Origin of the sequence: Mycolicibacterium celeriflavum (assembly GCF_010731795.1) — a bacterium.
In the GTDB taxonomy this organism is placed as follows: Bacteria; Actinomycetota; Actinomycetes; order Mycobacteriales; family Mycobacteriaceae; genus Mycobacterium; species Mycobacterium celeriflavum.
In genome coordinates, this window is the sequence record NZ_AP022591.1 from 3,905,818 (window position 1) to 3,920,033 (window position 14,216).

Here is a 14,216-nt window from a genome sequence, read left to right on the forward strand (position 1 = left end):
TAAGCAATAACCTTCACTCAACGTACGAGTTGGCCGCCCGCAGGTGCTTGACCGCGTCTGCCACGATCGACTCGATCAGCTCGGCACACGACGGTAGATCGTCCAACATGCCCGCGACCTGACCAGATGCAAGGACACCAGCGTCGGTGTTGCCCTCGACCAGGCCGGCCTTCAACAGCATCGGGGTATTGGCCGCCATCACGACCTGCGACCACGTCAACTCCTTGCCGTGCCGCATCTCGAGGCCGTCGCGGATCATCGACCGCCACGTCATGCCCGACATCTTCTTGAACTTCTGGGCGTTACGCACTGCCGCGGAGAATCCGCGCAGGCGCGATCCGCTCTCGAGTTTTTCCACCAGGCCGGTGCGCAACACCCGGTGCGGCATTCCGTCGACGCGGGTCGAGACGACCGTGCCGTCCAATCCCGACTCGAGATATCGCCGCTTGACCGCGTCCGGCACCGTCGAGTCCGACGTCAACAAGAATCGAGTGCCCATCGCGACGCCTGCCGCGCCATAAGACAGCGCCGCCGCGAGTCCGCGGCCGTCGAAGAAGCCTCCGGCCGCCACGACCGGGATGTCCACCGCGTCGAGCACCGACGGCAACAGCAGCGTCGTCGCGATCGGCCCAGTGTGACCGCCGCCCTCACCGCCCTGCACGATCACCGCGTCGGCGCCCCAGCCAGCCACTTTCTTGGCGTGCTTGGCCAGGCCCACCGACGGAATCACCACGACGCCAGCCTCTTTGAGCCTGGCGATCAGGTCGGGTTTGGGCGCCAACGCGAACGACGCGACCTTGACGCCCTCGCGGATCAGCAGATCGATGCGCTCGCCGGCGTCGCCCGCGTCCGCGCGGATGTTGATACCGAACGGCCTGTCCGTCGCGCTCTTCACCTTGGTGACCGCGGTCTGCAGTTCCTCGAGCGTCATGGTCGCCGACGCGAGGATCCCCAGACCGCCGGCATTGGAGGTCGCCGAGACCAGCCGCGCACCCGCCACCCAGCCCATGCCGGTCTGAACCACCGGATGGTCGATGCCGACCAGCTCGGTCAACGGCGTGCGCAACTTACTCATGACCGTATTTCCTTGTCCCGCAAACCTTTCGGATCGATCACCTCGCGGATCAGCTTCTGCTCACTCTCGGTGGGCAGTCGAGTCTCCTCCACCGAGTCCAATCCGTGTACCTCGAACGAAGTGTTCTCGGCGACCTGTTCCGCCTGAACGCCGGGATGCAGCGACACCGCCCGCATCTGATGGTCGGGGCCGTTGAAGTCGAACACGCCGAGATTGGTCACCACCCGGTACACGTTGACGAACCGGTAGGCCGGGTTGTCCGGATCCACCTTGTCCCAGCCGATGCCCGAGACCACGTCGACGGAGTCGCCGAACACCCGCTTCGAGTGGTTGCCGACCCAGTAGCTGGTCGCGTGGTTGATGGTGTTGCCGGGCGCACCGCGCACACCGAACATCTGGCGAGTCGGCTGCTGCAGGGGTCCGAACGCCGAGAGATTCTGGTTGCCGTAGCGGTCAATCTGGTTGGCGCCCATGACCACATGCCGTCGACCCCACGTCAGTGTCTCGAAGACCCGGCCGAACGGCATCCACCCCTCGATCGCGCCGGCGGCGCCGAGGGCGGGTGTGTCGGCCAGCAGGCGCGCCTCACCGTCGGTCAGCAGGATGTCGGGGGAGAAGGTCAACCGGGCCAACCGGGCGCCGATCGACACCATGGTCGTCATCGGGCTCACCATGATCTCGCCGGCGTCGCGGAAGAGTTCGGCGCACGCGACGGCGCATATTTCGGCACGGGACACCGACATCACTTGCTCTCTCCAAACTTGCGCACGGCCGCTTGATAATCGGCCTCGGTACCCGACAGATAGGTCTGCACGAACTGCTGCCACGACTCGTCGGAACCCGCTGCCTCGGCGTAGTGCCGCTGGAACTTCTCGTCGCGACGGTAATCCGGTTCAGCCGTGGTGAAGTGCGCGCTGTTCGGGGCCTCGACGACGGTGTCGACCATCATCCGGTTGATCAGCAGCGCCTGCGGCGGCACGGCCTTGACCAGTTCCTCGGTCGCGACCACCCGCTCGACCGACAGGAACCGCTGGTCGGCGGCCATAAGGTACAGGTCGTCGAAGTAGGGGTCGATACCGGTGTAGGCCGCATTGCCCTGTGCGTCACCGAGATTCATGTGCACGAACGCGGCATCCAGGCTCAGCGCGGGCATCGCGATGAGTTCTTCGTAGCCGTCACCGGTCGGGTACGGCGACGTCACGGTCTTCAACTCGTCGCCCCAGAACGTGCGCACATCGCTGCCGAGCCCGGCTCGGATCGGCAGGAACGGCAGCCGCTGCGCCGCGGCCTGCAGGCCACACCGCAGCATGCCCTCGTCCATCTCGCGCGCCTCGATCGCACCGCTGGTGCGCGCCTTGGCGAACCACGGGTCGTAGAACGGAGGCGAGTCCAGCGACACGAAGCCGTAGTAGGCGCGTTTGATCTTGCCCGCCGAGCACAGCAGCCCCAGGTCGGGTCCGCCGTAGGTGACAACGGTCAGGTCGGTGACGTCGGTACGCAGCAGTGCGCGCACGAACGCCATCGGCTTGCGGCGCGATCCCCACCCGCCGATGCCGACGGTCATGCCGCTGCGAATCGAAGAGACTGCGTCGTCCAGAGTCGTTCTCTTGTCGCTCATTTGGTTCCCTTGTCGGTTCCGGCGAACGCGTCGCGGTGCTCGTCGGAGACCCCCGCGAGGTTCAGCTCGAATGTGAAGCCCTGCTCCATGCGGTAGCTCGAGTTCACGTGCTGCACGTCGATGAAGTTCAGCGCCTCCTTGGCCGCCCGGATGACCCTGGTGTCCTTGGCGGCGATGTCTCGGGCGACGCGCAGTGCGGCCTCGTCGAGTTCGCCGCGCGGCACCACCTCGTGCACAGAACCGAAGTGGTGCAGGGTTGCCGCGTCCACGGTGGCGGCGGTGAAGAACAGTCGCCGCATCATGTGCTGGGGCACCAATCGCGACAAGTGGGTGGCCGCGCCGAGCGCGCCACGCTCGACCTCGGGCAGTCCGAACTTCGCGTCGTCGGAGGCGACGATGACGTCCGCGTTGCCGACCAGGCCGATACCGCCGCCGACGCAGAAGCCGTTCACCGCGGCGACGACGGGCACCGCGCACTCGTAGACCGCGCGGAACGCTTCATAGCAGCCGCGGTTGGCGTCGATCAGCGCGGTGAAACCTTCGGTGTTCTGCATCTCCTTGATGTCGACACCGGCGTTGAAGCCTCGGCCCTCGGCGCGCAGGATCACGACGTGGGTGCTCTGGTCCCGTCCCGCGGCGGTGATCGCGTCGGCCAGCTCGAACCAACCGCGTGAGGGGATCGCATTGACCGGGGGGTAGTCGACGGTGACCGAGACGATGCCCGGTTCGGTGATGGTATGAGCGATTGTCATTGAAACTCCCGAGCACTTCCTGGGGACGGCGTAGGAAAGCAAGCACTTGCTTGGTACGCTAGCACAGTGACCGACCTGCAAGACATAAACCTCGGACTCGAGGACAGGGTGGTCCTGGTTACCGGCGGAGTACGCGGCGTCGGCGCGGGGATCAGCGCGGTGTTCGCCGGCCAGGGTGCCAGCGTGGTGACCTGTGCCCGTCGACCGGTCGAGGGCCTGCCGTACGAGTTCCACCCGTGCGATGTGCGTGACGACGACGCGGTGGGCGCGCTGATCCAGACCATCGTCGACCGGCACGGACGCCTCGATGTCGTGGTGAACAATGCGGGCGGTTCGCCCTACGTGCTCGCCGCCGAAGCGTCGGCGAAATTCAGCAGGAAGATCGTCGAACTGAACCTCCTTGGCCCGCTGTCGGTCTCCACGCACGCGAACGCGGTGATGCAGACACAGGAACGCGGTGGATCGATCATCAACATTGCCAGCGTCAGCGGTCGCAGACCTACGCCGGGCACCGCGCCCTACGGCGCTGCCAAAGCAGGTATGGAAAGCATCACCGCCACGCTCGCCGTCGAATGGGCACCCAAGGTCCGGGTGAACTCGGTGGTGGTCGGCATGGTCGTAACCGAGCAGTCCGAATTGTTCTACGGAGACGCGGATTCCATCGCGGCGATCTCACAGAACGTCCCACTCGGCCGACTCGCCGAGCCGGCCGACGTGGGCTGGGCTGCCGCATTCCTGGCGTCCGACGCGGCCTCCTACATCAGCGGCGCATCGCTCGAAGTCCACGGCGGCGGCGAGCCGCCCCATTACCTGGCAACCACCACTGCCGACATCAAATAATCAAGGGAGACAATAGATATGGGATTGCTCGACGGTCGTGTGGTCATCGTGACGGGATCGGGCGGCGGCATCGGACGCGCGCATGCGCTGGCGTTCGCCGCCGAGGGCGCCCGCGTGGTGGTCAACGACATCGGCGTCGGCCTGGACGGGTCACCCGCCGGCGGCGGTAGCGCAGCGCAGACCGTCGTCGACGAGATCACCGCCGCCGGAGGACAAGCCGTCGCCAACGGTGCCAACGTCGCAGACTGGTCCCAGGCCGAGGGCCTCATTCAGGCGGCTGTCGACACGTTCGGCGGGCTCGATGTCCTGGTCAACAACGCAGGCATCGTTCGCGACCGGATGTTCGCCAACACCAGCGAAGAGGAGTTCGACGCCGTCATCGCCGTGCACCTCAAGGGGCACTTCGCCACGATGCGACATGCCGCGGCGTATTGGCGCGCACAGTCCAAGGCCGGCAACCCTGTTGATGCCCGGATCATCAACACGAGTTCGGGCGCCGGCCTGCAAGGCAGTGTGGGACAAGCGAATTACAGTGCGGCCAAGGCGGGCATCGCGGCGCTGACGCTGGTCGCGTCCGCGGAGATGGGCCGGTACGGCGTCACCGTCAATGCGATAGCGCCCTCGGCCCGTACCCGGATGACCGAGACCGTGTTCGCCGAGATGATGGCCACCCAGGACCAGGACTTCGATGCGATGGCACCGGAGAACATCTCGCCGCTGGTGGTCTGGCTGGGCAGCGTCGAGTCGAAGGACATCACCGGCCGCATGTTCGAGGTCGAGGGTGGCGTCATCCGGGTCGCAGAGGGCTGGGCGCACGGCCCGCAGGTGGACAAGGGAGCCCGGTGGGATCCCGCCGAATTGGGCCCCGTCGTCGCCGACCTGCTCGGCAAGGCGCGCGAACCGGTTCCGGTCTACGGCGCCTGAGCCCTACCGGGGTTCGCAGACCACCAACGGGATCCGCCGGTCCGTCCAGGACTGGTAATCGTCGTAGGTCGGGTACATCTGGACGAGCCGAGGCCAGTACCGTGCCCGCTCTTCCTCGGTGGCGTCGCGCGCGATCAGTTCGAGCACTTCGCTTTTGATCTGCACCGTGACTTTCGGGTCGGCCTTGAGGTTCAGGTACCACATCGGGTGCTTGTCACTTCCGCCCTTGGACGCGGCCACGATCACCTTGTCGCCGTCACGGTGGAAGTACAGCGGACTCACCCGCGGTTCACCGGTCTTGCGGCCGGTCGTCGTCAGCAGCGCCACCGGGATGCCCTGGACCTCGCCGCCGAGCCCCTCGCCGTTGTTGCGGCGGTACAGGGCGGTGTTGATCTTCGACATCCACTTGATGAAGAAGTCGGACGCTTTGGTGTCCATGAACCGGGGCCGCGAATTTGGCATGGCGGTCATCCTATGCTCGGTCGGTGGACACAGTCTCCGACACCGACCGCATTGCGGCGGCCGACGCCTACATCGACGCGCTCGCCAGCCATCGAGCCGACGACGTGCCGTTCGCTCCCGACTGCGTGCGCATCGAACAGGGCATCAAGACCGGCTTCTCCGGCGATCACCTGCGGCGCAGCCTCAATCGGGGGCCGCAATACCGAATCATCGAAGCGACGACGGAACGCCAGTTCACCGTCGATGGCGACCACGTGCACGCGACGTTCACGGTCGTCACCAAGGCGAAGCTCGCCGGCCGCCGCGTCGTCGCCCCGGTGCGCGAGACGTTCCTGATTCCCGCCTCGGACGGCAGGATCCACCACATCCGGGCCCGGTTCAGCCCGACCGTGCGGCGCGCCTAGCAAAAAGCCCGGCCGAATTTCCCGACGCGGCTCAGATCCGTTCGATGATCGTGCCGGTGGACAGCGCGCCGCCGGCACACATCGTGATCAGCGCGGTGCTCTTGTCGGTGCGCTCCAACTCGTGCAGGGCGGTGGTGATCAGCCGGCTGCCGGTGCTTCCCACGGGATGGCCGAGCGCGATCGCGCCGCCGTTGACATTCACGCGGTCCATGTCCGGCTCGTGCACCCGCGCCCAGGACAGCACGACCGAGGCGAACGCCTCGTTGATCTCGACGATGTCGATGTCACCCATCTTCATGCCGGCCTTCTCGAGCACCTTCGCCGTGGACTGCACCGGCCCGTCGAGGTGGTAGTAGGGCTCTGCGCCGACCAGCGCCTGGCTGACGATGCGGGCGCGCGGTCGCAGGCCGTGGGCCTTGGCCACGTCTTCGTCCATCCACAGCACCGCGGCGGCGCCGTCGGAAATCTGTGAGGACGTGCCGGCGGTGTGGATACCACCCTCGAGCACCGGCTTCAGCCCCGCGAGACCCTCCAGCGTGGTGTCGCGCAGCCCCTGGTCGCGGGTCACGATGTGGCGTTCGCTGGTCGGCTGCTTCTGCTCGTCGAGCACCGGCGCCTCGATGCCGCTGATCTCCCGGTCGAACCGGCCTTCGGCCCACGCCTGCTTGGCCTTGCGCTGCGAGTCGAAGCCGAACCGGTCGATCTCCTCACGGGTGATGCCGCGACGCTTGGCGATCCGCTCGGCGGCGGTGAACTGGTCGGGCAGGTCGATGTCCCACGATTCCGGCCGCAGGATGCTGCGATCGGGGCCGGCGTTGGCGCCCAACCCGACCCGGCTCATCGCCTCGATGCCGCAGCCGATGCCGATGTCGATGGCGCCCGCCGCGATCAGGCCCGCGATCAGCCCGTTGGCCTGCTGCCCGCTGCCGCACTGGCAGTCGACCGTCATCGCGCCGACGTGTTCGGGCAGGCCGGCCACCAGCCAGCTCACCCGGGTGATGTTGTTCGACTGCTCGCCGTACTGTGTGACGCAGCCACCGACGACCTGCTCGACGTCGCCGGCATCGATGCCGGCCTTCTCGACGAGAGCTTTCTGGGTGGCGCCGAGCAACTCGGTGGCGTGCAGGCCAGACAGCCAGCCATTGCGCTTTCCGATCGGGCTGCGGGTGGCTTCAACGATGACAGGGTTACCCATTCCGTCAGGCTAGAACACGTTTCATTACTCTGACAAGCGGCGTTGACGTCGTGCCTTTTATCTGCGCAGAAGGCATGTTTTACTGGCACTAGAACACGTTGCAATTGACGTTGCAGAGACGTTGCAGAGGAGCTTTCCGCGATGCCTTGTCCGAACATTCCCAACGACTTTGATTTTCTCGACGCGACCCTGAACCTGGAGCGCCTGCCCGTCGAGGAGCTTGCCGAGCTGCGGAAGTCCGAGCCGGTGCACTGGGTCGACGTGCCGGGCGGCACGGGAGGCTTCGGCGACAAGGGCTACTGGCTGGTGACCAAGCATGCCGACGTCAAAGAGGTGTCGAAGCGCAACGAGGTCTTCGGCAGCTCCCCGGACGGCGCCATTCCGGTCTGGCCGCAGGACATGACGCGGGACGCGATCGACCTGCAGAAGGCGGTCCTGTTGAACATGGACGCGCCTCAGCACACCCGTCTTCGCAAGATCATCTCGCGCGGCTTCACGCCCCGCGCCGTGGGACGGCTCGAAGACGAACTGCGGTCTCGCGCGCAGAAGATCGCCGAGACCGCCGCGGCCGAGGAATCCGGCGACTTCGTCGAACAGGTGTCGTGTGAACTGCCGCTGCAGGCCATCGCCGAACTGCTCGGTGTGCCGCAGGACGACCGCGACAAGATCTTCCGCTGGTCCAACGAGATGACCGCCGGTGAAGACCCCGAGTACGCCGACGTCGATCCCGCGGTGTCGTCGTTCGAGTTGATCCAGTACGCGATGAAGATGGCCGAGGAGCGGGCCAAGAATCCCACCGAAGACATCGTCACCAAGCTGATCGAGGCCGATATCGAGGGCGAGAAGCTCTCCGACGACGAGTTCGGGTTCTTCGTGGTGATGCTCGCGGTGGCGGGCAACGAGACCACCCGCAACTCGATCACCCACGGCATGATCGCGTTTTCACGGAACCCCGAGCAGTGGGAGCTGTACAAGCGGGAACGGCCCGAAACCGCCGCGGACGAGATCGTCCGCTGGGCCACCCCGGTTTCGGCGTTCCAGCGCACCGCTCTGGAGGACGTCGAGCTGGGCGGCGTGCAGATCAAGAAGGGGCAGCGGGTCGTGATGTCCTACCGCTCGGCCAACTTCGACGACGAGGTATTCGAGAACCCGCACAAGTTCGACATAATGCGCGACCCCAACCCGCACGTCGGCTTCGGTGGCACCGGCGCCCACTATTGCATCGGCGCGAACCTGGCGAAGATGACCATCAACCTGATCTTCAACGCGGTCGCCGACCACATGCCCGACCTCAAGGCGATCGGCGAGCCGGAGCGGCTCAAGTCCGGTTGGCTCAACGGCATCAAGCACTGGCAGGTGGACTACACCGGCAAGTGCCCAGTCGCGAAGTAGCTTTAGCCACTGCGCAAATTTCCCGGTACCAAGGAGGATTCGGGTGGACTTCAGTCCAGACGAAGGGCAGCAGGCTGTCGCCGACGTGGTGAACTCGGTGCTCGGTCGTGACAACAGTTGGGACGCGCTGGTTTCCGGCGGCGTGAGCGCACTGGCCGTGCCCGAGCGCCTCGGCGGCGACGGGGTCGGTTTGCCCGAGGTGGCCACGGCGCTCACCGAGATCGGCAGGCACGGCACCATCAGCCCCGCGCTGGCCACCCTGGGTCTCGGGTTGCTGCCGCTCCTGGACGCGGCGACCGAAGAGCAACAGGACCGCTATCTCGCCGGGGTGGCGAAAGGCGCCGTGCTCTCGGCCGCCCTCAACGAACCCGGAGCGCCGCTGCCGGATCGTCCGAGGGTGACGCTCGCCAACGGCAGACTCAGCGGCACCAAAGTCGCGGTGCCCTATGCGGAGCAAGCGGATTGGCTCGTCGTGACCGCCGATACCGGGGTCGCCGTGGTGTCCCCGAAGGCGGAGGGCGTGACGGTGGCCAAGACGCCGACGTCGAACCACGGCGACGAGTACTCGGTGACGTTCACCGACGCGGTGGTCGACGGAGTGCTCGACGGCGCCGAAGCCCGCCGGGTCAACCAGTTGGCGCTCGCCGCGATCGGTGCCTTTGCGTCCGGTCTGGTCGCGGGTGCACTGCGGTTGACCGCCGACTATGTGGCCAACCGGGAGCAGTTCGGCAAGCCGCTGTCGACCTTCCAGACGGTCGCCGCGCAGCTGGCCGAGGTCTACATCGCCTCTCGCACATTGACTTTGGCGTCGAACTCGGTGACCTGGCGGCTCTCGGAGGGCCGCGACGCCGACGACGACATCGACATCCTCGGCTACTGGCTGGCCTCCCAGGCGCCGCCGGTGATGCAGCTGTGTCATCACCTACACGGCGGGATGGGTATGGACATCACGTACCCGATGGACCGCTACTACTCCTCGATCAAGGACCTCGCCCGCCTGGTGGGTGGTCCGTCACACCGGCTCGACACGGTGGGAGCCGCACTGGGCGAGCGATGGGGCCACGGCCGGAGGCCAGGGGACGACGGGAGATAGGAATGTACATCGAACTGACGCCCGAACAGAAACAGCTGCAAGCCGAACTGCGAGAGTACTTCTCGAGTCTCATCTCCCCTGAAGAGGCGAAGGAGATGGAGAAGGACCGCCACGGCAAGGCGTACCGCGCCGTCATCAAGCGGATGGGCGCGGACGGCAAGCTGGGCGTGGGTTGGCCCAAGGAGTTCGGCGGGCTCGGCTTCGGTCCGATCGAGCAGTCGATCTTCGTCAATGAGGCGCAGCGCGCCGACGTACCGCTGCCCGCGGTCACCCTGCAGACCGTCGGGCCCACGCTGCAGCAGTACGGGACCGACGCGCAGAAGAAGAAGTTCCTGCCCGCGATCCTCGCGGGTGAGGTGCACTTCGCGATCGGCTACACCGAGCCGGAGGCGGGCACCGACCTGGCCTCGCTGCGCACCACCGCCGTGCGGCAGGGCGACGAGTACATCGTCAACGGGCAGAAGGTGTTCACCACCGGCGGCCACGACGCGGACTACATCTGGCTGGCCTGCCGAACCGACCCGGAGGCGGTGAAGCACAAGGGCATCTCGATTCTGATCGTCGACACGAAAGACCCCGGTTACTCGTGGACGCCGATGATCCTGTCCGACGGCGCCCACCACACCAACGCCACGTACTACAACGATGTCCGGGTGCCCGCCGACATGCTCGTCGGCGAGGAGAACGGCGGCTGGAAGCTGATCACCACCCAGCTGAACAACGAGCGCGTGATGCTCGGACCCGCCGGACGATTCGCCGGCCTCTACGACCGGGTGTATGCGTGGGCGTCGAAGCCGGGCGGAAACGGCGACATCCCGATCAACCACGACGACGTGAAGCGCTCGCTCGGCGAGCTCAAGGCGATGTGGCGAATCAACGAACTGCTCAACTGGCAGGTCGCCGCGGCGGGGGAAACCATCGATGTCGCCGACGCGGCCGCCACCAAGGTGTTCGGCACCGAGCGCATCCAGTACGCCGGACGCCTCGCCGAGGAGATCGTCGGGAAGTACGGTGATCCTTCTGAAGAGGACACTGCGCAACTGCTGGAATGGCTGGACTCCCAGACGAAACGAAATCTGGTGATCACGTTCGGCGGAGGTGTCAACGAAGTGATGCGGGAGATGATCGCGGCCGCCGGCCTGAAGGTCCCGAGGGTGCCGCGGTGAGCGCCATCGAGGAGATCCAGAAGGCCGCTGAGCGGATCAAGGCCGAGGGCAAGAGCAAGCCGCGAGCGGGCAGGCATCCGGTCAACCAACCGATGATCGACCACTGGCTCGACGCGATGGGTGACCGGAACCCCATCTACGTCGACGATCTGGCCGCCAAGACGGCCGGGCATCCCGGCGCCGTCGCGCCTCCGGCGATGATCCAGGTCTGGACGATGATGGGCCTCGGCGGTGTCCGGCCGGACGACGACCCTCTCGGCAAGATCCTCGACCTGTTCGACGAGGCGGGCTATGTCGGCGTGGTCGCGACCAACTGCGAGCAGACCTACCACCGGTACCTGCGGGTAGGCGAAGAGGTCAGCGTCACTGCGGAATTGACCGATGTCATCGGGCCGAAGACCACCGCGCTCGGTGAGGGTTTCTTCATCACGCAGAAGATCACGTGGACGGTCGGTGACGACGTCGAAGACCCGGTCGCCGAGATGATGTGGCGAATCATGAAGTTCAAGCCGGCCGACAGCGCCGACGCGGGCGCCGGCGTGACGGTGCCCGACGACCTGGACGCGGACATGATGATGCGGCCGGCGTCCTCGCGCGACACCAAGTTCTTCTGGGACGGCGTCAACGCACACGAGTTGCGCATCCAGAAACGTCCCGACGGCACGCTGGTGCATCCGCCGGTGCCGGCACTGTGGCAGGACAAGAACCAGCCGACCGACTACGTCGTCGCCAGCGGCAAGGGCACCGTGTTCAGCTTCGTGGTACACCATGCACCGAAGGTGCCCGGCCGCACGCTGCCGTTCGTGATCGCGCTCGTCGAACTCGAAGAAGGCGTACGGATGCTCGGCCAGATCCGCAACGTCGACCCAGCCACCGTGGAGATCGGAATGCCTGTTCGCGCAACGTACATCGACTTCCCAGAGGGAGAGTCAGGTCCCGCGTGGACGCTGTATGCGTGGGAGCCGAGTGAGGAGGCGCCACGATGAGCGCTCCTTCCATTTCTGTCGGGACGAAGCTTCCAGAGCTGGCGCTGTATGGCGACCCCACGTTCATCGTGTCGACGGCGATCGCCACGCGCGACTATCAGGACGTCCATCATGACCGGGACAAGGCGCAGGCCAAAGGCTCGAAGGACATCTTCGTCAACATCCTGACCGACACCGGCCTGGTGCAGCGGTACATCACCGACTGGGCGGGTCCGACCGCGATGATCAAGTCGATCTCGCTGCGCCTCGGCGTGCCCTGGTACGCCTATGACACGGTGACGTTCTCCGGTGAGGTGACTGCGATCGATGACGGGGTGATCACGCTGAAAATCGTTGGCAGCAACAGCCTCGGCGACCATGTGATCGCCACCGCGACGTTGACGATCGGAGGGAATTGATGCCCGGCGAGCTGTCCGGTAAGGCGGCGATCGTCGGGATCGGCGCCACCGACTTCTCAAAGAACTCCGGCCGCAGCGAACTCCGTCTCGCGTCGGAGGCGGTGCTCGATGCCCTGGGCGACGCCGGCCTCACGCCCGCCGATGTCGACGGCATGGTCACGTTCACAATGGATTCCAACACCGAGGTCGCGATCGCCCGGGCGACGGGCATCGGTGAGCTGAAGTTCTTCTCGAAGATCCATCACGGCGGCGGCGCGGCATGCGCGACGATCCAACAGGCGGCGATCGCGGTGGCGACCGGTGTCGCGGAATGTGTTGTGGCGTATCGGGCGTTCAACGAGCGCTCAGGTGTGCGGTTCGGTCAGGTTCAGATGCGGTTGGTGGAGAACGCCGACTCGACCGGCGTCGACAACTCGTTCTCCTATCCGCATGGGCTCTCAACGCCCGCTGCGCAGGTCGCGATGATCGCCAGGCGGTACATGCATCAGTCGGGTGCGACGAGCAGAGACTTCGGCATGATCTCGGTCGCCGACCGCAAACACGCGGCGAAGAACCCGAAGGCGTACTTCTACGAAAAGCCGATCACCATTGAGGATCATCAGAATTCGCGGTGGATCGCCGAGCCGCTGCGGCTGCTGGACTGCTGTCAGGAGACCGACGGCGGGGTCGCGCTGGTGGTGACGTCCGCCGAGCGGGCCAAGGACCTCAAGCACCGGCCGGCGGTCATCGAGGCGGCCTCGCAGGGTTCGAGCCCGGACCAGTACTCGATGACGAGCTACTACCGACCGGAGCTCGGGCTGCCGGAGATGGGTCTGGTGGGCAGGCAGTTGTGGGCGCAGTCGGGTCTGACGCCGCAAGACATTCAGACCGCGATACTCTACGACCACTTCACTCCCTTCACGCTTATTCAGTTGGAGGAACTCGGCTTCTGCGATCGCGGTGACGCCAAGGACTTCATTGCCGACGGCGCGATCGAGGTCGGCGGACGGTTGCCGATCAACACCCACGGCGGTCAGTTGGGCGAGGCCTACATACACGGCATGAACGGGATCGCCGAGGGCGTACGACAGTTGCGTGGCACGTCGGTCAATCCCGTACCGGACGTCGAGCATGTGCTCGTCACCGCGGGCACCGGAGTGCCGACCTCCGGGCTGATCCTGGGCTGACCATCCGGCGTGGGCGTCGTGGTCGGCCTACTACTCTCTGAGAGGTGAGTTCGTCGACGCCACCGGAGCCGGGGCCACAGGAGAACGACGCCTCGGTCGACGGCATCCACGAACCGGCACCCGATGACGCGGACACCGGCCCGCTGCAGGCTCAGCGGCCATCCACCGCCGCGGCACCGGACTTCGCTGGTGCCCAGCGGAATTGGTCGCCGAGGTTCGATGCACCGCTGACCGTCAACCCGCGCCAGGTCAAGCCTCAGCGCAACTACAAGCCGCTAATCATTGGCGCTGCCGTGGTGGGCGCTGTCGCCGTGCTCGGCGGCTTGGTCTTCTGGTCGACGCGACCGTCTCAGGGCGGTGCGCAAGCGCCGGGTGCCGGGGAACCGACGACGTCCACGCCACCGGAGCAATCGGCCGCCTCCGAAGACGACGCCCGGTTGCTACGTCAGTTACCCAAGGGCTACCGGGCGGAGGCGTGTGAAACCGTGCCCCCAGCGGAAAGCGTATTGGCGCAGGTGAATTGTGGTCGAAACGACGATGTCGGGGGCCCGCTGTCGGCGACCTACAGCCTGGTCGGCGACAAGGCTGCCCTCGAAGCGGTCTTCAATGCCGCGGTCGCAGCGGCGACGAGGGTCAACTGCCCAGGCAACATTCAGTCACCGGTTCTCTGCCCGACAGGCGTGTCGAAGACGGTTGGGGGAATCGCTTCGGCGATGATGAGGGCGATGCCCGTGAGGTAAGGGGG

At 66.0% G+C, this 14,216-nt stretch carries 16 protein-coding genes; 10 read left to right on the top strand and 6 right to left on the bottom strand.

Translation table 11 applies throughout. The annotated features are described in order from the left end of the window. Positions 1–13: 13 nt before the first annotated feature. Genes ipdC through echA20 form a run of 4 tightly spaced genes read right to left on the bottom strand, consistent with a single transcriptional unit; the run spans position 14 to position 3,445 of the window. Positions 14–1,075 (bottom strand): (3aS,4S,5R,7aS)-5-hydroxy-7a-methyl-1-oxo-octahydro-1H-indene-4-carboxyl-CoA dehydrogenase, encoded by a 1,062-nt coding sequence (gene ipdC, locus G6N18_RS18935; protein WP_067222398.1) that lies wholly within the window; start codon positions 1,073–1,075, stop codon positions 14–16. Continuing rightward, positions 1,072–1,821 carry a cholesterol ring-cleaving hydrolase subunit IpdB gene (gene ipdB / locus G6N18_RS18940; RefSeq protein ID WP_067222402.1) on the bottom strand — a complete coding sequence of 250 codons (750 nt, stop codon included), beginning with the start codon at positions 1,819–1,821 and terminating at the stop codon, positions 1,072–1,074. Before ipdB ends, ipdC begins: the two co-directional genes overlap by 4 nt. Beyond that, a complete protein-coding gene (gene ipdA, locus G6N18_RS18945) occupies positions 1,818–2,693 on the bottom strand; it encodes a cholesterol ring-cleaving hydrolase subunit IpdA (RefSeq protein WP_067222406.1) in 876 nt (291 codons plus the stop codon). The genes ipdB and ipdA overlap by 4 nt, the downstream gene beginning before the upstream one ends. Beyond that, positions 2,690–3,445, bottom strand: a complete 756-nt coding sequence (gene echA20 / locus G6N18_RS18950; RefSeq protein WP_067222409.1) for a (7aS)-7a-methyl-1,5-dioxo-2,3,5,6,7,7a-hexahydro-1H-indene-carboxyl-CoA hydrolase — start codon at positions 3,443–3,445, stop codon at positions 2,690–2,692. The genes ipdA and echA20 overlap by 4 nt, the downstream gene beginning before the upstream one ends. Positions 3,446–3,511: 66 nt before the next feature. On the opposite strand from echA20, the gene G6N18_RS18955 reads away from it, so the two are divergent. Further along, a complete protein-coding gene (locus tag G6N18_RS18955) occupies positions 3,512–4,285 on the top strand; it encodes an SDR family oxidoreductase (protein WP_083007238.1) in 774 nt (257 codons plus the stop codon). 18 nt (positions 4,286–4,303) lie between these two features. Then, complete coding sequence (locus tag G6N18_RS18960; protein WP_067222415.1) at positions 4,304–5,209, top strand: SDR family oxidoreductase; 906 nt, start codon at positions 4,304–4,306, stop codon at positions 5,207–5,209. Positions 5,210–5,212: 3 nt separating this feature from the next. Here the strand turns inward: G6N18_RS18960 and G6N18_RS18965 are convergent, their stop codons facing one another. Next, on the bottom strand, positions 5,213–5,671 hold the full coding sequence (locus G6N18_RS18965) for a nitroreductase family deazaflavin-dependent oxidoreductase (RefSeq protein WP_067222634.1): 459 nt from the start codon (positions 5,669–5,671) through the stop codon (positions 5,213–5,215). Between the two features lie 23 nt (positions 5,672–5,694). On the opposite strand from G6N18_RS18965, the gene G6N18_RS18970 reads away from it, so the two are divergent. Beyond that, positions 5,695–6,075 carry a DUF8021 domain-containing protein gene (locus G6N18_RS18970; RefSeq protein ID WP_067222421.1) on the top strand — a complete coding sequence of 127 codons (381 nt, stop codon included), beginning with the start codon at positions 5,695–5,697 and terminating at the stop codon, positions 6,073–6,075. Between the two features lie 31 nt (positions 6,076–6,106). Here the strand turns inward: G6N18_RS18970 and G6N18_RS18975 are convergent, their stop codons facing one another. Next, positions 6,107–7,270 (bottom strand): steroid 3-ketoacyl-CoA thiolase, encoded by a 1,164-nt coding sequence (locus tag G6N18_RS18975; protein WP_083007241.1) that lies wholly within the window; start codon positions 7,268–7,270, stop codon positions 6,107–6,109. 141 nt (positions 7,271–7,411) lie between these two features. Between G6N18_RS18975 and G6N18_RS18980 the strand changes: the two genes are divergently transcribed. The 7 genes from G6N18_RS18980 to G6N18_RS19010 are packed head-to-tail and all read left to right on the top strand — an operon-like array spanning position 7,412 to position 14,211. Then, on the top strand, positions 7,412–8,662 hold the full coding sequence (locus tag G6N18_RS18980) for a cytochrome P450 (RefSeq protein WP_083007244.1): 1,251 nt from the start codon (positions 7,412–7,414) through the stop codon (positions 8,660–8,662). A gap of 43 nt (positions 8,663–8,705) precedes the next feature. Then, entirely contained in the window at positions 8,706–9,755 is a 1,050-nt protein-coding gene (locus G6N18_RS18985; RefSeq protein WP_083007246.1) for an acyl-CoA dehydrogenase family protein, read from the top strand. 2 nt (positions 9,756–9,757) lie between these two features. Continuing rightward, on the top strand, positions 9,758–10,921 hold the full coding sequence (gene fadE29, locus G6N18_RS18990; RefSeq protein WP_083007249.1) for an acyl-CoA dehydrogenase FadE29: 1,164 nt from the start codon (positions 9,758–9,760) through the stop codon (positions 10,919–10,921). After that, complete coding sequence (locus G6N18_RS18995; RefSeq protein WP_083007251.1) at positions 10,918–11,907, top strand: bifunctional MaoC family dehydratase N-terminal/OB-fold nucleic acid binding domain-containing protein; 990 nt, start codon at positions 10,918–10,920, stop codon at positions 11,905–11,907. Before fadE29 ends, G6N18_RS18995 begins: the two co-directional genes overlap by 4 nt. Continuing rightward, positions 11,904–12,305 (top strand): MaoC family dehydratase, encoded by a 402-nt coding sequence (locus tag G6N18_RS19000; protein WP_083007254.1) that lies wholly within the window; start codon positions 11,904–11,906, stop codon positions 12,303–12,305. Before G6N18_RS18995 ends, G6N18_RS19000 begins: the two co-directional genes overlap by 4 nt. Then, positions 12,305–13,471: a 17-hydroxy-3-oxo-4-pregnene-20-carboxyl-CoA lyase gene (locus tag G6N18_RS19005; protein WP_067222444.1), complete on the top strand. Its 1,167-nt coding sequence runs from the start codon at positions 12,305–12,307 to the stop codon at positions 13,469–13,471. Before G6N18_RS19000 ends, G6N18_RS19005 begins: the two co-directional genes overlap by 1 nt. Before the next feature lie 44 nt (positions 13,472–13,515). Further along, on the top strand, positions 13,516–14,211 hold the full coding sequence (locus tag G6N18_RS19010) for a hypothetical protein (RefSeq protein WP_163689905.1): 696 nt from the start codon (positions 13,516–13,518) through the stop codon (positions 14,209–14,211). The last annotated feature ends 5 nt before the right edge of the window (positions 14,212–14,216 follow it).

Coding starts and splice junctions, on each gene's coding strand:
- fadE29 (WP_083007249.1), top strand. CDS start 9,758: ATGTACATCGAACTGACGCCCGAACAGAAACAGCTGCAAGCCGAACTG.
- G6N18_RS18965 (WP_067222634.1), bottom strand. CDS start 5,671: ATGCCAAATTCGCGGCCCCGGTTCATGGACACCAAAGCGTCCGACTTC.
- G6N18_RS18960 (WP_067222415.1), top strand. CDS start 4,304: ATGGGATTGCTCGACGGTCGTGTGGTCATCGTGACGGGATCGGGCGGC.
- G6N18_RS18980 (WP_083007244.1), top strand. CDS start 7,412: ATGCCTTGTCCGAACATTCCCAACGACTTTGATTTTCTCGACGCGACC.
- G6N18_RS19000 (WP_083007254.1), top strand. CDS start 11,904: ATGAGCGCTCCTTCCATTTCTGTCGGGACGAAGCTTCCAGAGCTGGCG.
- G6N18_RS18975 (WP_083007241.1), bottom strand. CDS start 7,270: ATGGGTAACCCTGTCATCGTTGAAGCCACCCGCAGCCCGATCGGAAAG.
- ipdC (WP_067222398.1), bottom strand. CDS start 1,075: ATGAGTAAGTTGCGCACGCCGTTGACCGAGCTGGTCGGCATCGACCAT.
- ipdA (WP_067222406.1), bottom strand. CDS start 2,693: ATGAGCGACAAGAGAACGACTCTGGACGACGCAGTCTCTTCGATTCGC.
- G6N18_RS19005 (WP_067222444.1), top strand. CDS start 12,305: ATGCCCGGCGAGCTGTCCGGTAAGGCGGCGATCGTCGGGATCGGCGCC.
- echA20 (WP_067222409.1), bottom strand. CDS start 3,445: ATGACAATCGCTCATACCATCACCGAACCGGGCATCGTCTCGGTCACC.